This window comes from Thiemannella venezuelensis (assembly GCF_014203605.1).
GTDB classification, from domain to species: domain Bacteria; phylum Actinomycetota; class Actinomycetes; order Streptosporangiales; family Streptosporangiaceae; genus Planomonospora_A; species Planomonospora_A venezuelensis.
In genome coordinates, this window is sequence record NZ_JACHJJ010000022.1 from 127,006 (window position 1) to 149,323 (window position 22,318).

A 22,318-nucleotide genomic window follows, 5' to 3' on the forward strand; every position below is an offset into this window, starting at 1 on the left:
GACGGGCTTCTCCGAAGCGACGGCACCGTTAAGGGTCGGCTGCGCCAGGTGGGCCGCCTCCGCCCGCCCGTGGAGAAGTCGCTTCGGTGAGCCACCTGATGCCCGCCCCATCCTCCACTGACGCTCCCACCCATATCAGACAGTAAAGAAATGGATGCGTTAAGTAATGTAAGTTGAGCGGATGCTCTTCGCTTTCGTTGATGAAAGCTGTCGCATCCGCCAGGACGACGACTGCGTCTACACGCTTGCCGCGGTTCTCATACCGATGGAGCAGCTCGATCACGTCAGATCGTTGATGGACACCCTTCGGTACGGCAAGGCGCCCACCGTCCACTGGAGAACGGAACGGCCCCCGCGCAAGTCACTCATCGCTCAGACGGTGGCCTCTCTGGACTGCGCGTCAGTGGTCGCCATCAACCTGTACGGCAGCGCGGGCCGTTCAGAACGCGCCAGGCGGCACTGTCTGATCAGATTGTTGCCGGAACTGTCCGCACGCCATGTCGATGCCGTGGTCCTCGAGTCACGTCGCGAGCAGGACGCAGGCGACAGAGCGATCCTCACGGTTCTGCGACGGCGTGGATGCATCTCTGCCGATATGTCAGTCAGTTGGGAACGGGCCAGCGCGGACGCCGCGCTATGGACGGCCGACGTTGTAGCAGGCATCGTGACCGGATGGCTGGATGGGGATCACCGATGGTGGCCCCTGTTCGAAGAGCGGGTCACGTTGCTGGAGACAGCGGAAGAATGAGGGGAGAAAACGCGAACGCCGGGCTCCCGATTCCATCGGGGGGTTCCCGGCGCCACTTCCATGCCCCAGAGGACATGACACCGTCAGTATCCACTCGTTGCCCCTCAGTCGTCAAGCACTCTGTCGCACCGCCGGTCCTGAGGGCAGGACACCATCCGTCTGCGGCCGGAAAACATCGGTTCGTCGTCCGCTCCGACCGCTTCCGGCCCCGTGACCTGGCAGGTCCTGGGATTCACGGGCGGGGCGCGGACCGTCTCCGCGCCCCGCGTGGGTGCTCCGGCCGCCGGGACCGCCGCCCGGCGGCTCAGCGCGTCCTGAGGGGAGCGGTGTCGAGCCGCAGGTTCTGTGCGGTGTGCAGCACCTCCGCCGGGCTCAGTCCCTGGTTGGCGTCGATGAACTGCAGGGTGGCGTCGTCGAAGTTCGCGCCGGGCGGCGGTGTCGCGCCGGGGGCGGCGATCAGCCGCAGCGTCCGGCGCAGGGCGGTGTTGCCCGGCGTGGTCGCCGGGCCGCCGGAGGGGAAAGCCGCGGCGAAGGAGGACAGCGGGGTGCCCCCGGGGTAGACGTTGGGGCCGTTGGCGGTGAACAGTCCCAGCCGGGCGCCCGGACCGCTGTTGACCCGCGCCATCAGCTTGGTGTTCTGCCGCCTGGCCAGCTCGGTGCCCGAGATCGCCTGCTCCGGCGCGGTCAGGAGCTGCTGGGCGTACACCAGCGAGTCCAGTGCGCCGGCGATCAGCTCTTCCTTGTTGCTGGGGTTCGTGTCCTGGTGCAGCGTCTCGTGGAACAGGACCGGGGCGAGCAGCCGGAAGTCCTCGTTCCGGTACCTCGAGTTGACCACGATGTTCGGCGCCGTCTCACCGGGCCCCGGAGGAGCGACCTGCGCGATCGACGCGGGCGGGAGGGCGGCGTAGCGGACGCCGGTGAACGCGGTGCCGCGCAGGACCGCGACGGCGGGCTCACCGAAGGTGCACAGCAGCGCCACGGCGGCGGCCCTCAGGTTGGGGTCCGGGACCGTACGGCGGAGCCCCGGATCGACGGAGAACAGCAACGATCCCTCCCCGACGCGTGCGGGGCAGCGGCGCCCCAAGGTCGACGACAGCCGCAGGGACAGTTCGAGCTGGCCGGGTGCCGGCCCCGCCGCGGGGACCATCGGCCCGGAGGCCGGATACACCTCAGGAGTGAACAGCCGGACGTCGGTGGGCGGGAACGGCCGCTGCTCCAGCGACGGGCCGGACGGCCGGGGTGCGGGGACGGCCGCCGCGGCGGCCGGGACGGTCACGGCCGCCGGAGCGGTCAGCAGCGCTCCGGCGATGACGAGCGGCAGGGCGGCCCGCCGCAGCCGGGAGGCCACCGGCCGGTGGGGCACCCTCAGGGCGACGAACACCTCAGTGTCCACTACAGCAGGAGATGATCCCATTTTCATGCTTTCTGTGCGAACAATACGACATCTCCAAAAAATCACTCGCCCGGCTGCCCACCGCGGCGACACGGCTTTTCGCAACTTCCCTAAACAGCCTTTTTTCGGCATCGATCACCCGATCAACCGCAAGGTCGCGGCGCGAGGTGCCCGCACCTCGCGCCGCACAACGTCCCGGGAACACACTCCCGCCGGGGAAATCCGGGACCCGCCCCGGCCCGCCGTACACCGTAGGGTGTGGCGGGTGAGCATTCTCGTGGTGACCGGGACCGACACCGGAGTGGGGAAGACGATCGTCACGGCCGCGGTGGCGGCGCTCGCGTGGGAGCGGGGGGCGTCGGTGGCGGTGGTCAAACCCGCGCAGACCGGGGTCGCGGAGGGCGAACCCGGTGACGTGGACGACGTCATCCGGCTCTCCGGGGTCACCACCACCTTCGAGCTCGCCCGCTTCCCCGACCCGCTGGCCCCGGCAGCCGCCGCGCGTTTGGCGGACCTGCCCCCGGTCTCCGCGGCCGAGACCGTCGAGACGATCAGGGACCTCGCCGCGTCGCACCGGCTGGTGCTCGTGGAGGGCGCGGGCGGCCTGCTCGTCCGCTTCGACGAGGAGGGGACCACGATCGCCGACCTCGCCCGGACGCTCGGGGCACCGGTCCTCGTGGTCGCCAGGGCCGCGCTGGGCACGCTCAACCACACCGCGCTGACGCTGGAGGCGATGGCCGGCCGGGGGCTGGACCTGGCGGGAGTGGTGATCGGCTCGTGGCCGGCCGAACCCGGCCTGGCCGAGCGGTCCAACGTGGCGGACCTGGAGATGCTGGCCGCCCGGCCGCTGGCGGGCGCGCTGCCGGAGGGGGCCGGCGCGCTGGACCGGGAGTCCTTCGTCCGCACGGCCCGCGCCGGGCTGGGCGCGGCGCTCGGCGGCCGGTTCGACCCCGCCGCCTTCCGCGCCGGTTTCGCGATCTCCCCCTGATCCGGCCCCTCCGCCGGGCCGCCCTCCCCGCCCCGGGTCCGCTCCACCGGCTTCCCGGCCGCACCCGGGCTATCTAAGCTTGCGCCGTAGCCGATCCCTACGATGTGGAGCCATCAGTTGAGCGACATCCTCGAGATCGCCCGGGTCCAGGTCCTGACCGAAGGCCGCGGACTGGACGCCGCGCAGGCGCTGGAGTGCCTGCGCCTGCCCGACGAGCGCCTGCCCGACCTGCTGGCCCTCGCCCACGAAGTGCGGATGAAGTGGTGCGGCCCCGAAGTGGAGGTCGAGGGGATCGTCTCCCTCAAGACCGGCGGCTGCCCGGAGGACTGCCACTTCTGCTCCCAGTCCGGCCAGTTCACCTCCCCGGTCCGCGCGGCCTGGCTGGACATCCCCTCTCTCGTACGGGCGGCAGAGGAGACCGCCGCGACCGGCGCGACGGAGTTCTGCATCGTGGCCGCCGTGCGCGGTCCCGACCGGCGGCTCATGGACCAGGTCCGCCAGGGCGTCAAGGCGATCCGCGAGGCGGTGGACATCAACGTCGCCTGCTCGCTGGGCATGCTCACCCAGGCCCAGGTGGACGAGCTGGCCGAGATGGGCGTGCACCGCTACAACCACAACCTGGAGACCGCGCGGTCCCACTTCGGCGCGGTCGTCACCACCCACACCTGGGAGGAGCGCTGGGACACCTGCCTGATGGTCCGCGAGGCCGGGATGGAGCTGTGCTGCGGAGGCATCGTCGGCATGGGCGAGACCCTGGAGCAGCGGGCGGAGTTCGCCGGGCAGCTCGGCGAGCTGGCGCCCGACGAGGTCCCGCTCAACTTCCTCAATCCGCGCCCCGGCACGCCGTTCGAGTCGCTCCCGCTGCTGGAGGGCGCCGAGGCGCTCAAGACGATCGCCGCGTTCCGGCTGGCGCTGCCCCGCACGATCCTGCGCTACGCCGGGGGCCGCGAGCTGACCCTGGGCGACCTGGGCACGCGTGACGGCATGCTCGGCGGGATCAACGCCATCATCGTGGGCAACTACCTGACCACCCTCGGCCGCACCGCGGACAAGGACCTGGAGCTGCTGGCCGACCTGAAGATGCCGATCAAGGCCCTGTCCCAGACGCTCTGATCCGCCCGGCTCAGGCCCCCTGCTCGGCGGCGACCTCGCGGGCGACGGCCTGGAGGCCGGGATCGAGCTGGGCGAGCCGGTCGTCGAGGTCGTCGGCGAAGCGGAGCCGTTCGATCGAGGGGTCGGCGGGCCGGGCCGCCGGCATCCAGGCCGAATGGATCATGAAAGGGACGACCGTTCCGGGAGCCGGGGCCAGCGTGGCCACCGGGCCGCGCGAGACGGCGGCGGCGTCGAAGACCTCGACCCGGAAGCGGTCGTCGTTGTGCACGACCACGGCGACGTAACCGTCGTGCCCGCCGGGCTCGGCCCCCGCGTAGCGGCTGCGGCCGGGCCCGCCGGGGCTCCTGGGCACGAACACGGGCGAGGTCGGGTAGTCGTCCAGCGCCCAGGCCCACTCCGAGAGCGGTTTGAGCGAGTCGCGTTCCAGGGAGGCGAGCACGGCCGGGGTCTGCCCGGCGGGGAGCAGCGACCGGTCCACCCGCGAGCCGTAGTTGCGCAGCGCGCGCCCGTTGACCGCCTCGGGCTGGAAGCCCTGGAAGACCAGGTGGTGCCGGGTCGGGGCGAGCTGCCCCTCCAGGGACCAGTCGAGGGCCGACAGCTCGGCCTGCCAGTAGCGCTCCGGATCGTACAGGCGGGCGACGTCGGTGACGCTCCCGGCGACGGGGTCGAACTCCAGGACGGTGGTGAGGGCCGGGGACATGGCGTGGCAGTACATGCCGCGCAGGGCCGGGTCGATCGGGTGGCCGTACACGTCGGTGTCGTCCTCGCGCAGGTACATGCCGATGTCGACGCCGGGGGTGTGCTCCATGACGACGCGGATCCCCGCGGAGTCGTCGTAGGCGGCGTAGAAGTGGTTGACCTCGGGGGCGATCCGGAAGACGGCGCCGCGCACCGGCGTGCCGGGCGGGGCGTCGTCCAGGGCGTCCTTGCGGACGAGCACCAGCGGCCCGCCGGGGTTGTTGGCCACCGTGCGGTCGCCCGCGCCGAGGACCTCGTCGAGGTCGACCTTGTAGGCGGTGTCGGCGAGCACCAGCCAGTGGCGGGTCTGCGTGATGGTGTGGGTGGCCTGCGGGAACTCCGCCCCCTCGACGGGCCAGCGCCGCACGTGCCGGCCGTCGCCGTCGTAGCGGACGACCGAGAGCACGCCGGTGAGCGGGTCGCGCGTCACCGACCACAGGCAGCCGCGATCGGGGTCGACCACGGGGTGGGCGGTGGTCAGGATCGAGGGAAGGGCCGGGGCGTCCAGGACGGGGGCCCAGTCGTCGCGGTGGCCGACCTCCCCGAGGAAGGCGAGGGTGATCGGGTCGACCTCGACGGGCCGTCCGGCGTCCCAGGTGGCGAAGAGCCGGTCGCCCCAGGGCAGCGGGGCGGTGTTGGCGGCGTTGACGGAGCCGAAGGGCGAGGAGGTGCCGACCGGGCCGGACCGGAACAGGTCGGGGCGCCTGCGGCGGAGCCGTACGGACGGGGTGTCGATCACGCGGGGCCGCCAGGCGAAACGGCCGCCGGGGGCGCCGTCGGTGCCGGGTTCGAGGGCCAGCCGGACGAGTACGCCGTCACCGAAGAAGGCGTGGACCGGGTTGCTGCGCTGGTCCGACGTGCTGATCAGGACGTGCCCGGAGATGTCGGCGGGCCACTTCCCGGCCACGACGGCGAGGTCCAGGTCGGGGAGGTCCCCCTTGGTGAGGATCGAGCGCGGGATCGGCATGGCAGTCCCTCCCGGGAAACCGAATTGGATTCGTTGTCCATCAACGTCCTTCCCGCCGCTCCCGTCAAGGGCGGCGGCTCCGGCGGTTCGGTCAAGGATCTGCCGTAGAGCGGTCACGGACCGTACGGCGGCGTTATCGTGCGCGCGTGTGACGAGGGGGAATCAGGGGAGGGATAGGCCCACGGATCCCCCGGCAACTCCCCTGTCCGGCTAAGTGACTGACTGGTAGGTTTCGCGCATGGAGTCTCCGAAGCACGCGGGCGACATCGCCGTCGCCGTCTCCAAGGCCTACGGCATCGACACGATGTTCACCCTCTCCGGCGGACACGTCTTCCCCCTCTACGACGGAGCCGTCCACGAGGACGTGCGGATCCTCGACGTACGGCACGAGCAGAGCGCCGTATTCGCCGCCGAGGCGACCGCCCGGTTGACCCGCAGGCCCGGCCTGGCCGTGCTCACCGCCGGTCCCGGCATCACCAACGGGGTCAGCGGGGTGGCCACGGCGCACTTCAACGGCTCCCCCGTCGTCGTCATGGGAGGCCGGGCCCCGCAGTCGCGCTGGGGCTCCGGCGCGCTGCAGGAGATGGACCACCCGCCGCTGTTCGAGCCGATCACCAAGCTGGCCTTCACCGGCTCGGGCGCCGACTCCATCGGCCAGGACGTCGAGATGGCCTTCCGGACCGCCATCGCCCCGCACCGCGGCCCGGTCTTCCTCGACTTCCACATGGACCACCTGTTCGCCCCGGCGACCCCGCACGCGGCCGAGACGATGACCCCCTCGCCGCTGGAGCCCGACGCCGACGCGCTGGCCCACATCGCCCGGCTGCTCGCCGAGGCCGAGCGGCCGGTGCTGGTCCTCGGCTCCGACGTGTGGATGGACCGGGCCGAGGAGGTCGCCCGGAGCTTCGCCGAGGAGTACCGCCTGCCGGTCATCCCCAACGGCCAGGGCCGGGGCATCCTGCCCGCCGGGCACGAACTGCTGGTCAACCGGGCCAGGGGGGCCGCGTTCGCCCAGGCCGACCTGGTGATCGTGGCCGGCACCCCGCTGGACTTCCGGCTCGGCTACGGCCTCTTCGGGGGTTCCGGGGGTCGTCCCCCGGGCGGGCGCAGCGGCAGTGAGGACGGCGCGCCGGCGCAGCCGGCGAAGGTCGTGCACCTGGTCGACGCGCCCTCGCAGCTCGCCACGCACACCCAGCCCGCCGGGGCCGCCGCCGGCGACCTCTCGCTGGTCTTCTGGGGGCTCACCGCGGCCTGCGCCGAGGCGGGCGTCTCCCCCAAGACGTACGCGCCGTGGCTGGCGAAGCTCGCCGAGGCCGCGGCCGCCGCCATCGCAGGCGACGCCGAGCTGCTCGCCGCCGGCTCCGACCCGATCCACCCGATGCGGATCTACGGCGAGCTCGGGAGGATCCTCGCCGACGACGCCGTGGTGATCGGTGACGGCGGCGACTTCGTCTCCTACGCGGGCAAGTACGTCGAGCCCCGCCGCCCCGGCAACTGGCTCGACCCGGGCCCCTACGGCTGCCTGGGCACCGGGCTGGGCTACGCCATCGCCGCCCGGCTGGCCCGCCCCTCCTCCCAGGTGGTGCTGCTGCTCGGCGACGGCGCGGCCGGGTTCTCGCTGATGGACGTGGACACCCTGGTACGGCACCGCCTGCCGGTGGTGATGATCTGCGGCAACAACGGCATGTGGGGGCTGGAGAAGCACCCCATGCAGATGCTCTACGGCTACGACGTCGCCGCCGAGCTGCAGCCGCAGTGCCGCTACGACCAGGTGGTGACCGCCCTCGGCGGCGGCGGCGAGCTGGTCACCGACCCGTCGGAGATCGGCCCGGCGCTGCGCCGCGCGTTCGACTCCGGCGTGCCGTACATGGTGAACGTCGCCACCGACCCGGCCGTCGCCTACCCCCGCGCCACCACCGGCATCTGACCCTCGGCCACCGGCTCCGGTCCCGCCGGAGCCGGTGCGGCCGGGCGCCGCGTCAGGAGGTGGGCTTGGGCGTGGCCTTCGGCGTGGCCGACGGGGTGGGGGTCGGCGGACACGAGACGTTGACCAGGGTGAGCTCCACCGGCAGCTTGACGTCGCGCATGGTCCCCGCGCCGGGCCGCTGCTCGACCACCTTCGTGCACGCGTCGGGGTCGGTCGCGGCGTCGTAGGAGAGCTTCGCCTTCAGACCCGCCTTCTTCAGCGTTTCCACCGCCGCCTCCGGCATCATCCCCATGACGTCCGGCACCTTCTTCCTCACCACCGACGGCGTCGGGGTGGGGGTCGGGGTGGGGGTCGGAGTGGGAGTGGGCGTCGGGGTGGGGGTCGGCGTCGGCGTCGGGGTGGGCCGGCTCGTCGGCCGGCTCTCCGCAGGACGCGCCGTGGCCGTCCGCCGGGGGGTCTTCCGCGGGGAGGGGCTCGTCGAGGGCTCGGCGGGCTCCGTCACGGCGGGCGAGGTGACGGCCTTGCCCATGTTCTCCTTGCGGACGGGATCGTCGCTGGAGGTCGCCATCGCGTTGAGCGCCACCGTGGTGAGGCCGACGCAGACCGCGAGCGCCCCGACGGAGGCGACCAGCACGCCGCCCCGGCGCTTCTGCCGCTGCGCGCGGCGGCCCCGGCCGCGGGGCTGGGGCTCGGCGGCCGACGGCGGCTCCGTCGGCGTGCCGCCCTGCCACCCGGCCGTCGGCTGCGCGGCGGCCTGGAGACCGGTCACCGGCGAGGCGTCCTGCCAGCCGGTCGGCTGGGCCGCTGCCCGGGGGTCGCTCTGCGGCCCGTGGGCGTCGTGCCACCCGGTCTGCTGCGCGGCCGCCTGCCACCCGGTCTGCTGCGGGCCCGGCCGGCCGGTCTCGTGCCCGGCCTGGACCGGCGGGACCGCGCCCGTCTCCGGGGCGAGCACCGCCTGCCGTGCGGCGGTGCTCATCGCGGCGGCGGAGGGGAAACGGCGGGCCGGGTCCTTGGACAGCGCCCGCTCCACCAGCGCCCGGACCCCGGGCGGGATCGACGCGGGAAGCGGCGGCGGGGCCTCGCGGATGTGCTTGAGCGCGATCGTGACAGGACTGTCGCCGTCGAAGGGCCGCTGGCCCGCCAGGCACTCGTAGGCGACCACGCCCAGGGCGTAGACGTCCACCGCCGGGGTGACCGGCGCGCCCTCGGCCTGCTCGGGAGCGCAGTAGGCGGCGGTGCCGAGCACCATCCCCGCGTCGGTCAGCCGGCTGGCCGCGTCGGACCTGGCGATGCCGAAGTCGGTGAGCACGAGCGTGCCGTCGGGCCGGACCATCAGGTTGCCGGGCTTGACGTCCCGGTGGACGATGCCCTGGTCGTGCACGGCCTGCAGGGCCGAGGCCGCCTGGGCGATGAGCTCCATCGCGGCGCCGGGGGCGATGTTCCCCAGCCGCGCGAGCAGCCGGTCCAGCGGCTCGCCGTCCACGAACTTCATCACGAGGTAGACGGTCGCCCCCGCGCCGGGCACCTCGTGAGCCCCGTAGTCGTAGACGTCCACGACCCCCGGGTGGTTGATCGTCGCCATCGCCCTGGCCTCGCCCTGGAAACGCACCAGGAAGCCGGGGTCCTCGGTGCGGCCCGGGAGCAGCACCTTGACGGCGACGGTGCGGGCCAGCACGGTGTCCTCACCGCGCCAGACCTCGCCCATGCCGCCTGCGCCGATGCGGGTATCCAAGCGATACCGCCCAGCCAGCATCGTGCCTTGGGCCACCATGACTACTCCCCCGTAACCCTCTCCACTCCCACCCCAGGGTTCTCCAACAAAGCGGATCCGTGTCGCAGCGACATCACGGCGGAGTAACGAAACTCTGTATGCCGCCCGATCCGCACTCCAGGGACGAGCGGCAGCATGACACAAAATCTGAAACTTTGGACGCTTTTATATAGCTTGCCCACTCCGATGGGAAACCGCCCCCGCTCAACGCCACCGTGCGATCCTCCTCCGCCTCCCCGGCTCCGCCGTTCCCGCCGACGCCGTCAGCCGCCCAGAGTGCCGTGCTCCACACAGCGGGCGGACCAGCCGAGCGGCGTCACCTGGACCACCATCCGGCGGCGGCAGCGGACGCAGTAGCGCGGCGGCTCCATCGCCCTGGCGGCCAGGCAGGCCGCGTGCCCGCCCTCCTCCGCCGGACGGCCGCAGTGGTCGCAGTAGGCCGCGGAGCGGCCACCGTGGTCGGGGGCCTCCGGGCGGTCCCGGCGCTCGCAATGGGCCTCCGGGTGGTCCCGGTGGTCACAGTAGGAGGTCACGGAAAGACCTTATGCTGACATGCATGACGCTCGCTCCCGGTCTGCGCGCCCGACTCCTCGTCATGGTCGAGAAAGAGGACACCGCGATGAAGATCGGCAGCGGGGACGTCCCCGTCCTGGGCACGCCCCGTCTGCTGGCCCTCGCCGAGCAGGCCACCGTCCAGGCGATCGCCGGCGCCCTCGGCCCCGGCGAGACCACCGTGGGAACCAGGGTCGCCCTGGAGCACCTCGCGGCCAGCCCGATCGGCGCCCACGTCGAGATCTCCACCGAGCTCACCGAGGTCGACGGCCGCCGCCTCGTCTTCGCCTTCACCGCCGGCGACCGGCACACCACCGTCGCCACCGGCACGATCGAACGCGTCGTCGTCGACCGCGACCGCTTCCTCGCCAGACTCACCCGCTGACCCTCCTCCGGCGAGGACCGGGACGGGCCCGGCCTCCGCCGGCGCGGCGACGACCCGCGATCACTCGATGACGGCGATGAGGTCGCCCTCCTGGATGACGTCGCCCTCGGCGACCTTCAACTGGGCCACCACGCCGTCGTCCTCGGCGATCACCGGGATCTCCATCTTCATGGACTCCAGGATGACCAGGGTGTCGCCGTCCTCAACGGTGTCGCCCTCCGAGACGAGCACCTTCCAGACGTTCGCCACCATCTCCGCGCGTACTTCAGCCACCGGGAACTCCCATCACTCATCGCCTGCCACTGGTCACGCCCGCGCGGATCTCCCGCCGGCCGCACGTCACACTCGCCGTCCCGCCGCCCGGTCAGGCCCGCATCCGGGCCACCAGTCCCGTGTCGTAGTCGCCGTCGACGAACTCGGCACGCTCCAGCAGCTCCGCGCAGAACGGCAGGTTGTTCTTCGGTCCCTCTACCCGGAAACCCGCCACGGCCTCCCGGGCGCGCTCCAGCGCCTCGGCCCGGGTCTCGCCGTACACGCACAACTTGGCCATGAGCGGGTCGTAGAACGGCGTCACCGTGTTCCCCCCGGCATAGCCGGAGTCGACCCGGACACCCTCCCCCGACGGCTCCTCCCACTCGACGATCCTCCCCGGCCCCGGGAAGAACCGCTTGGGGTCCTCGGCGTAGACCCGGAACTCGATCGCGTGGCCGCGCACGGCCGACGGCACCTCGGTCCGCTCCCCCGCCGCGATCCGCAGCTGCTGCTCCACCAGGTCCACGCCGGTGACCAGCTCGGTCACCGGGTGCTCCACCTGCAGCCTGGTGTTCATCTCCAGGAAGACGAAGTCCTGCTCGTCCGCGTCGACCAGGCACTCCACGGTCCCGGCCCCGAGATAGCCCACGGCCTCACCCGCCCGTACGGCCGCCGCCAGCATGCGCTCGCGCAGCTCCGGAGTGATGCCCGGCGACGGCGACTCCTCCACGACCTTCTGGTGGCGGCGCTGCACCGAGCAGTCCCGCTCGCCCAGCGCGACGACCGTGCCGTCCGCCAGGCCGAGGATCTGCACCTCGACGTGGCGGGCCCGCCCGATGTAGCGCTCGAGCAGGATCGCCGGACCCTCCCGCCCGGCCGCGTCCCCTCCGCCGCCGAACCTCGCCGCGGCCCGCGCGGCCGTCTCGAACGCCTTGACCAGCCCGGCCTCGTCATGGGCGACCCCCATGCCGATGCCGCCGCCGCCCCCGGCGGTCTTCACCATCACCGGGTAACCGATCTCGGCCGCGGCGGCCACCGCCTTCTCCAGATCGGTGACCGGCTCCCGCGTGCCCGCCGCGACCGGCACGCCCGCCTCCTCCATCAGGTTCCGGGCGTTGATCTTGTCACCCATCCGCTCGATCGCCTCGGGGGAGGGACCGACCCAGACGAGCCCGGCCTCGATCACCGCGCGGGCGAACGCCGCGTTCTCCGAGAAGAAGCCGTAACCGGGGTGGACCGCCTGCGCCCCCGACACGCGGGCGGCCTCGAGGACCTTCTCCGCGTCGAGATAGCTCTGCGCCGGATTGGCGGGACCCAACAGGATCGCCTCGTCCGCCTCCTTCACGAACGGAAGATCGGCGTCGGCCTCGGAGTACACCGCCACGGCGCGCAGCCCCATGCGCTGGACCGTGCGGATGATTCGCCGGGCGATTTCGCCGCGGTTTGCGACCAGAACGGACTCGAACACCTGGTGGACCCCTTTCGACCGCTCCACCCTACGACCGGGATCTCGGCCGAGCCCTTCGCCCGAAACCACCGATCGCGGCGAGGCGATCTGTAGGAAACCCACAACGACACGCGATCCGGCGGCCCCCGGCCCGGCGCTCAGCGATGCCCCAGCCGGCCGACGACCAGAGCCACCGCGTCGACGACCGCGGGATCGTACTCCCCGCCCGAGCCGAGCCGGAGCCGCTCCATGGCGGCCCCGGCCCGGTCCCGGTCGGTCGAACCGCCGACCAGGTCGTCATAGGCGTTGGCGACCTTGATGATCCGGCTCGCCAGAGGCGGCATCTCGGCACAGGGGTCGCACTGGCGGCGGACGATCTCCGCGACGCGCTCCAGCACCCCCGTCTGCCGGATCACCTCGGCGCCCAGCTCGGCGATGCGCCGCGCCTGCTCGCCGCCGACGTGCACGGTCGCGCCGCCGGGGATCGGATCGCGCAGCGAGAGCTGCCCGATGTCGTGCATGAGCGCGGCGTACTCCAGCTCCAGCAGCTCGGGCTCGGCCATCCCCAGCTCCCGGCCCGCCGCCACCGACAGGCGGCTCACCCGGCGCGAGTGACCGGGCTCGACGTACCCGGCGACCTCGGTGGCCTGGGAGAGCGCCCGGACCGTCTGCAGGTAGGTGGCCCGGATCCCGGCGTACTTGCGGAACGCCACCTGCGTGACCAGCAGCGGGGCCGCGAAGACCAGCAGCGCCGCCATGTCCATGCTGTGCGAGGCCAGCGCGAGCAGGACACCGGAGGCCGCCACGGCCACGCCCAGCGGAGCGGCCATCCGCAGCTCGTCGTGGACGGCCACGCCGAACGCGGCGCGCACCTGCTCGGCCCGGAGCACCGCCGCCAGCACCACGTCCACCAGCAGCGTCGCCAGGGTCAGCAGGACCATCACGACCAGCGCGGGCGTCCAGCTCCCCTCGGCCTCCCCGGAGCCCTCCGTCGCCGCGTGCAGCGAACCGGCCAGCGGCCGGTAGGCGAAGGCCAGCAGGGACCCGGTCACCAGCCGCCGGGACATCGCGTCGAGCTGCGGAGGGCGCCCGACCGCCAGATGGGGCAGGGTCCCCGCGGCCATCCCGACCGTCAGCACCGCCACCACCTGCAGCGCCGGATGGCCCGCCGGGGTGACGCCCACGTCGAGCAGGAGCGTGTAGCCCAGCGCGGCCGCGGCGCCGATGGGCGCCACCTCCCGGTTGCCCGGCATCGTGAGCCTGGCCAGCTCCCCGGCGGCGATCAGCGCCCCGAACCCGATCGCGACCTCCGGCTGCACCAGCCCCGCCACCGCGGTGTGCGCCACCCCGGCCACAGCCACCAGGCCCGCCACCGAAATGAGCAGGAGCTGCCCGGAATCGAGCCGCCGGAACCCCCGCGTGACCGGCACCGCCGTACTGCTCATCGCTCCCCGCCCACAGTCGCATCCGCCTTCTCACTCGCTGCGCTCGCTCGGCGGCTCACCGCTCCGCACTGGACGGTCGCGTTCGCCTTCTCACTCGCTGCGCTCGCTCGGCGGCTCACCGCTCCGCACTGGACGGTCGCGTTCGCCTTCTCACTCGCTGCGCTCGCTCGGCGGCTCACCGCTCCGACACCACCTGGATCGGCGCGGTCGGGTCGTCGTGGTCCTTGGTGGTCTCCGCCGCGCCCTCCGGCGGCGGGGCGGTCCTGCGCGTGGGCTCCCATCCGTCGCGTTCCAGAGCCCTGGCGAAGGCGCCGACCATCGCCGGGTCGAACTGGGTGCCCGCGCCCTTGCGCAGCTCGGCCGTGGCGACCTCGACCGACCGGGCGTTGCGGTAGGAGCGGTCGGAGGTCATCGCGTCGAAGGCGTCGGCCACCGCGATGATCCGGGCGAACTCCGGGATCTCGTCCCCGGCCAGGCCCATCGGGTACCCCCTGCCGTCGACGCGCTCGTGGTGGTGCATGATCCCGGCGAACGCCTCGTCCAGGAAGTCGATGCCGCGCACGATCTCCAGCCCGCGCATCGGATGGAGCTGGATGGCGGCGAACTCCTCCTCGGTCAGCGGCCCCTCCTTCTGCAGCACCTTGGTCGGCACGCCCAGCTTGCCCACGTCGTGGAGCATGCCGGCGTAGCGGATCGCCCGCAGCCGCTCGGGACCCATCCCGATCTCCTCGGCGATCATGCCGGAGGCCAGCGAGACGCGGGTGCAGTGGCCGCGGGTGTAGTAGTCCTTGGTCTCCACCGCCTGGCAGAGCGCCGCGATCGTGGCGTCGTAGGAGCGCTGCTGCGCGAGGTACTGGCCGAAGGCCCAGCGGGCGACGAACAGCGGGACCAGCACCAGCACCGCGGAGATCGAGCTGACCGTCGCCCAGAGCCCCGCGATCAGCAGGCCGAAGGTGGCGTACCCCAGGTAGGAGACCAGGAACTGGGCGAGCCCGCGCAACGGCACCTGGTCGGCCTGGCCCGTCGTGACGAGGACGAGCGCGATCAGGACGAAGTTGAGCGGCACGAACACCGCCGCCGCGCCCGCGAACGGCACGATCACCTCGGCGAAGTCCGGCCCCGAGACGCCCGGCACGCCGGATCCGCCGTCGAGCAGCTCCAGGTAGACCCAGCCCGCGACGTAACCGCAGATGGCGAACTGGGAGCCGTTGAACAGCCGCTTCAGCGGCGGCAGCCCCGGGTGCACGCTGAGCACGGCCGTCATGCCGACCAGTGCGGCGCCCTCGGGGCCGACCAGCACCACCGCGGCGAGCGCGGCCGAGAAGCTGACCGAGACCGCCGTCTGCCTGACGCTGAGCAGGGTCGGCATCGACTCGCACACCAGGAACAGCAGGGCCAGGACCAGGAGCGTGGGCCAGTCGAGCGACGCGAAACCGCCGCTCGCCACGCTGCGCCCGAGCAGCCCGAAGGCGGCGCCGATCACGGCGACAAGATAGACCTTGGCAGGCCATGGCAGTCCACGCAATGCGGCCACCCAGGAGTCCTAAGGGTGCGCGCTCATGTCCAGGTGATCCCCGAGTGTGCCGGCCGAGGTGTTTCCTTCAACATGCGCTGCCTCCACGTTGATTTCGTCACTCAGGCTACAGAAGCGCACATGACGGGGGAGGGCGGACCGATAATCGCAAGCAAAGTGTAATCATTCAAGCACGGTCGGTACACAAATCCGACTTATCCGGGCCTATTGCGTTGCGGAGCGTGTCCTCGCCCACTCGACGGTGGCCTTCAGACCGGTGGCCAGGTCCGTCCTGGGCCGCCAGCCCAGCGCCTCGAGGGCGGGGACCGGGTCGACGGCCATCGCCGGCAGGTCGCCCAGCCGGGCGGGGGCGCCGCCCGGCTCGTCGGCCGCTCCCACCGCCTCGGCGACCAGGGTGTGCAGCCGCCGGTCGGTCGTCTCCACCCCGGTGCCCAGGTTGAACCGGCCGCCGCCGCCCACGTCCCCGCAGGCGCGGGCGAACCCGTCCACCACGTCCTCGACGAAGATGTAGTCGCGGGTCTGCGTGCCCTCGCCGTACACCACGGTGGGGGCGCCGTTGAGCAGCGCGTCGGTGAAGATGGCGACCACCCCGGCCTCGCCGTCGGGGGACTGCCGCGGGCCGTAGACGTTGGAGAGCACGAGCGTGGTGTAGTCGATGCCGTGCAGCGCCCGGAAGGCCGCCAGATAGGTCTCCCCGCTCAGCTTCGAGGCCGCGTACGGCGAGCGCGGGTCGGTGGGCGCGTCCCCGGGGACCGGGATGACCGCGGGCCTGCCGTACACCGCGACGGAGGAGGCGAAGACGACCTTGCGCGTGCCGCCGCGGTGCGCGGCGGCCAGGACGGCGGCGGTGCCCTCCACGTTGAGCCTGGCGTCGTGGACCGGGTCGGCCACGCTCTTGCGCACGCTGATCTGCGCGGCGAGGTGGCAGACGACCTCCGGCCTCCAGGACTCGGCCAGGTCGGCCAGGGCGGGATCGCGGATGTCCATCTCGTGCAGGGCGAAGCGGGGACCGGCGGCCGCGCCGGCGAGATTCGCCCGGCTGCCCGAGGACAGGTCGTCCACGACCGCGACCTCATGGCCGTCCTCCAGCAGCCGGTCCACCAGGTTCGACCCGATGAATCCGGCACCTCCGGTGACGAGCACCCGCATTCCGACCCCCCGTGTTCGTATGGCCATCGCCGTACGAGCGATACTAGAAGGTCAGGTCGCCAGTTCGCTCCGGACCTGGTCGATCCGGCTCAGGATCTTGGAGCGCAGGTCGTCCGGCACGGGGTCGCACCCGCAGTGCCTGGCCACCAGTTGCTTGACCACCTGCTCCAGGCCGTACTCCTTCAGGCAGGGGCTGCACTCGTCGAGGTGCTGGCGGATGTCGACGCAGTTGCCCTCGTCCAGTTCCCCGTCGAGATAGGTGTACACCTTCTCCAGAACCTCGCGACAGTCCGTGTCGTGGTGGTCTCCACAGCTCATACGATCACCTCGCCCAGAGGCCCCGAGCTCGCGAGCTCACGGCGCGTATCGGCTCGCCTGCTCATTTCGCACCCTCCGCGGGGACCAGGCCGCGCTCGCGGGCGTAGTCCTCCAGCTGCGTCCGCAGCTGCCGCCGGCCGCGGTGGAGCCGCGACATCACGGTCCCGATGGGGGTTCCCATGATCTCCGCGATCTCCTTGTAGGGGAAGCCCTCGACGTCGGCGAGGTAGACCGCGATGCGGAACTCCTCGGGAAGCGCGGCGAGCGCGTCCTTGACGTCGCTGTCGGGGAGATGCTCGAGCGCCTCGATCTCGGCCGACTTCAGCCCGGTCGAGGTGTGCGACTCGGCCCTGGCGAGCTGCCAGTCCTCGATCTCCTCGGTGCCGGCCTGCTTGGGCTCCCGCTGCTTCTTGCGGTAGCTGTTGATGAAGGTGTTGGTGAGGATGCGGTAAAGCCAGGCCTTGAGGTTCGTGCCTTCCTGGAACTGGTGGAAGGACGCGAACGCCTTGGCGAAGGTCTCCTGGAGGAGGTCTTCGGCATCCGCCGGATTCCGGGTCATCCGGAGCGCGGCGGAGTAGAGCTGGTCGAGGTAGGGCATCACATCCCGCTCGAACCGTGCGCTCCGCTGCTCCAGAGTCTCCGCGCCTGTCGCAGGGACCGGACCCACCCCCTTAGGATCGCCGGTGTCCTGCTGACGCGGGACACCGTACTGAGCGGAGGATACCCGCCCACCAGGGAAAGTCCGATCACCGGGGCGGGTGATGGGCTCGGTCAACACGAGCATTCGCTTGCCAGCCTCCCGAAAGGATCGTTCGCCGTTCGTTGGCAACACACCCGGCACACCGTCTGTTCCCGCAAGATAGAAGGTGACGAACAACCCGGTACGGGGAAAAAGATACGTACCGGCAGGTAGTTACAGACCACCGGAAAACCCCGACGCCAGGAGCCGCTTGTGCTGCCCATCCCGGCCGAAGAGCTGAACGGCTCAGGAACGCTCGGGCCGTACTGGACCTTTTACCGCGCGGTCGCCGGCGAGCAGCTGAACCGATGGCTCCCGCAGGCCCCCTCCACCATCCTCGACCTCTCCCGCGGCCAGGGGCGGTGGTCCGCGCAGGCGGCGCGGGCGGGGCACCGGGTGATCGAGATGATCGACTTCCGCAAGGCGCTGGACGGCCAGCCGCCGCTGCGGGACGCCGACCGGATCCGCCGGATCCGCTCCGACGACCTGCGCTTCCTGCCCGACTGCAGCGTGGACGCCGTGCTCGCCGAGGACCGGGCGATGTCGCTGGAGCTCATGGCCGAGTCCGCGATGAGCGACGTCGCCCGGGTGCTGCGCCCCGGCGGGCGGGTGCTGGTCTGCGTCGACTCGCTGGTGCTGGGGATGGCGATCCTCGCCGAGCAGAACTTCTGGGCCCACCTGCGCCAGACCGGCGAGGTCATGCTCGTGCCCTGGCCGGACGGGAGCATCACCAGGTGCTTCAGCAGCGGCCAGCTCCGCGAGCTGCTCTCCGAGGCCGGGCTGAAGGTCGAGTGGGTACGGCCCCGCACCGTGCTGTCCCCCTCGACCGTCGACCACGTGCTCGCGAGCGACTCCCGCGCGCTGAACTGGCTGGTCCGCACCGAGCTGGAGGCCCATCCGGACGACGACGACACGGTCGGGATCCACCTGGTGGCCAGCGCCGTCAAGGCGTGAGCCGTACGGCTAGCGGCGGCGCTCCCGCCTGGACTGGCACTCCACGCACCGGGAGGCCTCGGGCCGTGCCTCCAGCCTGCCCTCGGGCACGGACCTGCCGCAGTCCACGCAGAGGCCGTAGCGCCCGTCGTCGACCCGCTTGAGGGCCTCGACGACCGAGCGGCGGTGCTGGACGGCCACGTCCAGCATGGCCCGGTTGCGGTCGGCGTCGGTCAGGTCGGAGCCCGCGTCCGCGGCCGATCTCTCCCGCTCTTCCGGAGGGCCGCCCCTCAGCACCCTGATCGACCGGTCGAGCTCGGCGAGAATGCTCTCCAGGCGCATACGCGCGGTCGCGTCGTTCACGGACCCGCACCTCCGGGATCTGGGGGCGGCCTTCGACGGGATTCCCCGGACATCCCGTCGGGCGCGAAAGGGGGACTCTTGTGGCGTGACCTCATGGGGGGAGGCCACGCTTTCCTCACCGGATGCCCGCTGGGTATGGTTCCTACACCGGTTGCGGAGGGTTTTTAGCGGACCGCCCGGCCGCCGCCGGGCCGCCCGGCCCCGGGAGCGCGGCGGCCGCCGCCTCAGTCCTTCCCGAGGGGCTCGATCAGCTCGGGCCCGTTGTTGCGCACCGAGTTCACCGCGGTGGAGACCGGGTGGATCACCAGGCCGGTGGAGCCGGCCGGGACCAGGAAGTCGTGCGCGTCGGCGACGCCGGGGTCGAGCCAGTCGGCCCACCGGTCGCGCTCGATCAGCATCGGCATGCGGTCGTGGACCTTCCCCGCCTCGTCGACGGCGGAGGTGGTGATGATCGTGCAGGTCGTGAGCCAGGCGAGCGGGTCGTCTTCGGGCCGGCCGCGGTCCCGCCAGAACTCGTAGAGCCCCGCCATGGCCATGGGCCCGCCGTCGGCCGGATGGATGAAGTAGGGCTGCTTCTTGGGCCTCCCCTTGGCGCCGGCCTCCTCCAGCACGGCCCACTCGTAGTAGCCGTCGGCCGGGAGCAGGCACCTGCGCTGGGCGAACGCCTTGCGGAACGAGGGCTTCTCCGCCACCGTCTCCACCCGCGCGTTGATCATCTTCGCGCCGATCGACGGGTCCTTGGCCCAGGCCGGGACCAGCCCCCACTTCATGACCCGGAGCTGCCGCACCGGCCTGCCCTCGGGGTTCTGCTTCGGCACCCGGCTGAGCACCGCGTAGACCGGCTTCGTCGGCGCGACGTTGTAGTCGGGTCCGAGCTCATCGTCGGCGGCCCCGTCGAGCTCGACCTCGAACTCCTCCAGCAGTTCGTGCTTGCCCCGCGCAGAGGCGAATCTCCCGCACATACCCCCACTCTGCCACTCCCGGGTCACCGGCGCCCTCCCCGCACCCGGCGCCACCGCCTGCACCCGTCCGCGCCCGTCCACGGCCGTCCGCGGCCGCCCGCGGCCGTCCACAGGGAGACCGGGTGCCTGCCCGTCCGGCCGGGCGGCCTCGATAGGCTCTGTCCCATGCCCACGCCGTCCGCCTCGCCCGCTCCGTCCGCCTCGCCGGCGCCTCTGTGGCCCGCCCCGACCGCGGCCGGTCCCGTCCGCGCGACCGTCCCGCTGCCGGGCTCGAAGTCGGTGACCAACCGCGCGCTGCTGCTCGCCGCGCTGGCCGACGGCCCCGGCACGGTGCGGCTGGCGCTGCGCAGCCGCGACTCCGACCTGATGGCCGACGCCCTGCGCGCCCTCGGCGCCGCGATGGCCTCCTCCGGCGAGAGCGGCTCCAGCCTCGACTGGGCGATCACCCCCGGCCCGGTCACCGCCGGGGCCAGGATCGACGTGGGGCTCGCCGGCACCGTGATGCGCTTCGTGCCGCCGATGGCCGCGCTGGCCGACGGCGAGGTCTCCTTCGACGGCGACCCGCACGCCCGCAAACGCCCGATGGGCACGATCCTGGCCGCGCTGCGCGCCCTGGGCGCCGAGGTGACCGGCGACGCCCTGCCGTTCACCGTCCGCGGCCCGCTGACCGGCGGGGAGGTCACGCTCGACGCCTCGGGGTCCTCCCAGTTCCTCTCCGGCCTGCTGCTGACCGCCGCCCGCTTCCCCAAGGGCGTGACGGTCCGGCACGACGGCCCGCCGATCCCGTCGCAGCCGCACATCCGCATGACCGTCCAGATGCTGCGCGAGTACGGCGTGCAGGTCGACGACTCCGAGCCCGACGTCTGGCGGGTGGCGCCCGGCCCGATCCTGGCCAGGGACTTCACCGTGGAGCCCGACCTGTCCAACGCGGCGCCGTTCCTGTCGGCCGCCATGGTCACCGGCGGCACGGTCGTCATCCCGGGCTGGCCGGAGGAGACCACCCAGCCGGGCGACCAGCTCCGGCAGCTGCTGGCGGACATGGGTGCCTCGGTCGAGCGCACGCCCGAGGGGCTGGCGGTCACCGGAACCGGCCGGATCTGCGGGATCGAGGCCGACCTGCGCGACGTCGCCGAGCTGACCCCGACGATCGCCGCCCTCGCCGCGCTGGCCGACTCCCCCAGCCGGATCAGCGGGGTCGCCCACATCCGCGGGCACGAGACCGACCGGCTGGCCGCGCTGGTCGCCGAGATCAACAATCTCGGCGGTGACGCGAACGAGACCTCCGACGGCCTGGAGATCCGGCCGCGCCCGCTCACCGGCGGGGTCTTCCGCTCCTACGCCGACCACCGGATGGCCACGGCGGGAGCGGTGATCGGGCTGGCGGTGCCCGGCGTCCAGGTGGAGGACATCGCGACCACGGGTAAGACCCTCCCGGAGTTCGCCTCGATGTGGGCACGGATGCTGGAGGAGGACCGCTGAGAAAGCGGGAGTACGACGAGGACGACGTCAGGATCCGGCCGGGGAAGGGTTCCCGGCCGCGGACCCGCATCCGTCCCGCGCACGAGGAGGCCGTGGAGGGCTTCGTCGTGGCGGTCGACCGCGGGCGCTACACCTGCCTGATCGCCTCCGAGGGAGAGAAGGGCCGCCGGCGCAAGAAGGACCGCGCCGAGGGCGCCGCGATGAGCGGCCGGGTCGTGGTGGCCATGAAGGCCCGGGAGCTGGGCCGCAAGGGGATCGTGGTGGGCGACCGGGTGGCGCTGGTGGGCGACGTCTCGGGCGGGCCCGACACCCTGGCCCGCGTCGTGCGCGTGGAGCCCCGCACCTCGATGCTCCGCCGGTCCGCGGACGACACCGAGGACACCGACGGCATCGAGCGGCCCGTGGTCGCCAACGCCGAGCAACTGGTGATCGTCACCGCCCTGGCCGACCCGCCGCCCCGCCCCCGCATGATCGACCGCATGCTGGTGGCGGCCTTCGACGCCGACATCGAGCCGCTGCTCTGCCTCACCAAGTCCGATCTCGCCTCGCCGCAGGAGCTGGTCGCGCTCTACGCGCCGCTCGGCGTGCCGTACGTCGTGGTCCGCAGGGGCGGCGACCTCGGCGAGGTGCGGGAGCGGCTGGAGGGCCGGCTCAGCGTGCTCGTCGGGCACTCGGGGGTGGGCAAGTCCACCCTGGTGAACGCTCTGGTCCCGGACGCCAACCGGGCCGTCTCGCACGTCAACGCGGTGACCGGCCGGGGCCGGCACACCTCCACCTCCGCCGTGGCCCTGGAGCTGCCGGAGGGCGGCTGGATCATCGACACCCCGGGCGTGCGCAGCTTCGGCCTGGCCCACGTCTCGGCCGAGACCGTCCTGGCCGGGTTCCCCGACCTGGTCGAGGGCACGGTCGGCTGCCCCAAGGGCTGCACCCATCTGGCCGAGGAGTGCGCGCTGGACGCCTGGGTCGCCGCCGGGCACGCCGACCCCGCCCGACTGGTCTCCCTGCGCCGCCTGCTCGCCAGCCGCGAGGGGACCTCCGACGACGACCGCCCGGACGCCCCCTAGAGCCGTACCCGGTCGCCGGAGACCCGGCGGGCGGAGGCGCGCAAGGGCGAG

At 72.5% G+C, this 22,318-nt stretch carries 21 protein-coding genes; 8 read left to right on the plus strand and 13 right to left on the minus strand.

Annotated elements, in window-relative coordinates; translation table 11 throughout:
* Positions 1–181: 181 nt before the first annotated feature.
* The gene (locus FHS22_RS27605; protein WP_184946309.1) at positions 182–748 is read left to right on the plus strand and encodes a hypothetical protein; all 567 of its coding nucleotides are present in this window, start codon (positions 182–184) and stop codon (positions 746–748) included.
* Positions 749–1,052: 304 nt separating this feature from the next.
* Here FHS22_RS27605 and FHS22_RS27610 read toward each other — a convergent pair whose 3' ends face one another.
* On the minus strand, positions 1,053–2,141 hold the full coding sequence (locus tag FHS22_RS27610; protein WP_184946311.1) for a hypothetical protein: 1,089 nt from the start codon (positions 2,139–2,141) through the stop codon (positions 1,053–1,055).
* 265 nt (positions 2,142–2,406) lie between these two features.
* On the opposite strand from FHS22_RS27610, the gene bioD reads away from it, so the two are divergent.
* Both bioD and bioB read left to right on the plus strand, forming a co-directional pair.
* Entirely contained in the window at positions 2,407–3,129 is a 723-nt protein-coding gene (gene bioD, locus FHS22_RS27615; RefSeq protein WP_184946313.1) for a dethiobiotin synthase, read from the plus strand.
* Positions 3,130–3,246: 117 nt separating this feature from the next.
* On the plus strand, positions 3,247–4,242 hold the full coding sequence (bioB, locus tag FHS22_RS27620) for a biotin synthase BioB (RefSeq protein WP_221474175.1): 996 nt from the start codon (positions 3,247–3,249) through the stop codon (positions 4,240–4,242).
* A gap of 10 nt (positions 4,243–4,252) precedes the next feature.
* Here the strand turns inward: bioB and FHS22_RS27625 are convergent, their stop codons facing one another.
* The gene (locus tag FHS22_RS27625; protein WP_184946317.1) at positions 4,253–5,947 is read right to left on the minus strand and encodes a carotenoid oxygenase family protein; all 1,695 of its coding nucleotides are present in this window, start codon (positions 5,945–5,947) and stop codon (positions 4,253–4,255) included.
* A 238-nt stretch (positions 5,948–6,185) separates the two neighbouring features.
* Here FHS22_RS27625 and FHS22_RS27630 point away from each other — a divergent pair, with 238 nt between their 5' ends.
* Positions 6,186–7,874 (plus strand): acetolactate synthase, encoded by a 1,689-nt coding sequence (locus FHS22_RS27630; RefSeq protein WP_184946319.1) that lies wholly within the window; start codon positions 6,186–6,188, stop codon positions 7,872–7,874.
* Between the two features lie 52 nt (positions 7,875–7,926).
* Here the strand turns inward: FHS22_RS27630 and FHS22_RS27635 are convergent, their stop codons facing one another.
* Positions 7,927–9,606 carry a protein kinase domain-containing protein gene (locus tag FHS22_RS27635; protein ID WP_260408344.1) on the minus strand — a complete coding sequence of 560 codons (1,680 nt, stop codon included), beginning with the start codon at positions 9,604–9,606 and terminating at the stop codon, positions 7,927–7,929.
* A 302-nt stretch (positions 9,607–9,908) separates the two neighbouring features.
* Positions 9,909–10,178 (minus strand): biotin synthase auxiliary protein BsaP, encoded by a 270-nt coding sequence (bsaP, locus tag FHS22_RS27640; RefSeq protein ID WP_184946387.1) that lies wholly within the window; start codon positions 10,176–10,178, stop codon positions 9,909–9,911.
* A 23-nt stretch (positions 10,179–10,201) separates the two neighbouring features.
* On the opposite strand from bsaP, the gene FHS22_RS27645 reads away from it, so the two are divergent.
* Complete coding sequence (locus FHS22_RS27645; protein ID WP_184946322.1) at positions 10,202–10,582, plus strand: thioesterase family protein; 381 nt, start codon at positions 10,202–10,204, stop codon at positions 10,580–10,582.
* Between the two features lie 60 nt (positions 10,583–10,642).
* Here FHS22_RS27645 and FHS22_RS27650 read toward each other — a convergent pair whose 3' ends face one another.
* From FHS22_RS27650 to FHS22_RS27680, 7 genes are all read right to left on the minus strand, one after another.
* Entirely contained in the window at positions 10,643–10,855 is a 213-nt protein-coding gene (locus tag FHS22_RS27650) for a biotin/lipoyl-binding carrier protein (protein WP_184946324.1), read from the minus strand.
* A gap of 91 nt (positions 10,856–10,946) precedes the next feature.
* Complete coding sequence (locus FHS22_RS27655; RefSeq protein WP_338047980.1) at positions 10,947–12,329, minus strand: acetyl-CoA carboxylase biotin carboxylase subunit; 1,383 nt, start codon at positions 12,327–12,329, stop codon at positions 10,947–10,949.
* 110 nt (positions 12,330–12,439) lie between these two features.
* Positions 12,440–13,726, minus strand: a complete 1,287-nt coding sequence (locus tag FHS22_RS27660; RefSeq protein WP_184946327.1) for an HD-GYP domain-containing protein — start codon at positions 13,724–13,726, stop codon at positions 12,440–12,442.
* Between the two features lie 175 nt (positions 13,727–13,901).
* Entirely contained in the window at positions 13,902–15,209 is a 1,308-nt protein-coding gene (locus tag FHS22_RS27665; protein WP_338047981.1) for an HD-GYP domain-containing protein, read from the minus strand.
* Positions 15,210–15,464: 255 nt separating this feature from the next.
* Positions 15,465–16,436: an NAD-dependent epimerase/dehydratase family protein gene (locus FHS22_RS27670; RefSeq protein WP_338047982.1), complete on the minus strand. Its 972-nt coding sequence runs from the start codon at positions 16,434–16,436 to the stop codon at positions 15,465–15,467.
* Between the two features lie 24 nt (positions 16,437–16,460).
* Entirely contained in the window at positions 16,461–16,727 is a 267-nt protein-coding gene (rsrA, locus tag FHS22_RS27675; protein WP_184946330.1) for a mycothiol system anti-sigma-R factor, read from the minus strand.
* A 61-nt stretch (positions 16,728–16,788) separates the two neighbouring features.
* The gene (locus FHS22_RS27680; RefSeq protein ID WP_184946332.1) at positions 16,789–17,394 is read right to left on the minus strand and encodes a sigma-70 family RNA polymerase sigma factor; all 606 of its coding nucleotides are present in this window, start codon (positions 17,392–17,394) and stop codon (positions 16,789–16,791) included.
* A 285-nt stretch (positions 17,395–17,679) separates the two neighbouring features.
* Between FHS22_RS27680 and FHS22_RS27685 the strand changes: the two genes are divergently transcribed.
* Positions 17,680–18,420 (plus strand): class I SAM-dependent methyltransferase, encoded by a 741-nt coding sequence (locus FHS22_RS27685; RefSeq protein ID WP_184946333.1) that lies wholly within the window; start codon positions 17,680–17,682, stop codon positions 18,418–18,420.
* A 9-nt stretch (positions 18,421–18,429) separates the two neighbouring features.
* On the opposite strand, the gene FHS22_RS27690 is transcribed toward FHS22_RS27685, so the two are convergent.
* Together FHS22_RS27690 and FHS22_RS27695 are read right to left on the minus strand one after the other, a co-directional pair.
* Positions 18,430–18,762: a TraR/DksA family transcriptional regulator gene (locus tag FHS22_RS27690; protein ID WP_184946334.1), complete on the minus strand. Its 333-nt coding sequence runs from the start codon at positions 18,760–18,762 to the stop codon at positions 18,430–18,432.
* Positions 18,763–18,986: 224 nt separating this feature from the next.
* Complete coding sequence (locus FHS22_RS27695; RefSeq protein ID WP_184946335.1) at positions 18,987–19,724, minus strand: SOS response-associated peptidase; 738 nt, start codon at positions 19,722–19,724, stop codon at positions 18,987–18,989.
* Between the two features lie 165 nt (positions 19,725–19,889).
* Between FHS22_RS27695 and aroA the strand changes: the two genes are divergently transcribed.
* Both aroA and rsgA read left to right on the plus strand, forming a co-directional pair.
* On the plus strand, positions 19,890–21,203 hold the full coding sequence (aroA, locus tag FHS22_RS27700; RefSeq protein ID WP_184946336.1) for a 3-phosphoshikimate 1-carboxyvinyltransferase: 1,314 nt from the start codon (positions 19,890–19,892) through the stop codon (positions 21,201–21,203).
* Complete coding sequence (gene rsgA, locus FHS22_RS27705) at positions 21,173–22,267, plus strand: ribosome small subunit-dependent GTPase A (protein WP_377297581.1); 1,095 nt, start codon at positions 21,173–21,175, stop codon at positions 22,265–22,267. The genes aroA and rsgA overlap by 31 nt, the downstream gene beginning before the upstream one ends.
* Positions 22,268–22,318: the final 51 nt, after the last annotated feature.

What these genes read in the sequence shown, in the direction of transcription:
- FHS22_RS27605 (WP_184946309.1), top strand. Translation starts at nt 182, where the DNA reads ATGCTCTTCGCTTTCGTTGATGAAAGCTGTCGCATCCGCCAGGACGAC.
- FHS22_RS27695 (WP_184946335.1), bottom strand. Translation starts at nt 19,724, where the DNA reads ATGTGCGGGAGATTCGCCTCTGCGCGGGGCAAGCACGAACTGCTGGAG.
- FHS22_RS27645 (WP_184946322.1), top strand. Translation starts at nt 10,202, where the DNA reads ATGACGCTCGCTCCCGGTCTGCGCGCCCGACTCCTCGTCATGGTCGAG.
- FHS22_RS27625 (WP_184946317.1), bottom strand. Translation starts at nt 5,947, where the DNA reads ATGCCGATCCCGCGCTCGATCCTCACCAAGGGGGACCTCCCCGACCTG.
- FHS22_RS27660 (WP_184946327.1), bottom strand. Translation starts at nt 13,726, where the DNA reads ATGAGCAGTACGGCGGTGCCGGTCACGCGGGGGTTCCGGCGGCTCGAT.
- FHS22_RS27670 (WP_338047982.1), bottom strand. Translation starts at nt 16,436, where the DNA reads ATGGCCATACGAACACGGGGGGTCGGAATGCGGGTGCTCGTCACCGGA.
- FHS22_RS27630 (WP_184946319.1), top strand. Translation starts at nt 6,186, where the DNA reads ATGGAGTCTCCGAAGCACGCGGGCGACATCGCCGTCGCCGTCTCCAAG.
- aroA (WP_184946336.1), top strand. Translation starts at nt 19,890, where the DNA reads ATGCCCACGCCGTCCGCCTCGCCCGCTCCGTCCGCCTCGCCGGCGCCT.
- rsrA (WP_184946330.1), bottom strand. Translation starts at nt 16,727, where the DNA reads ATGAGCTGTGGAGACCACCACGACACGGACTGTCGCGAGGTTCTGGAG.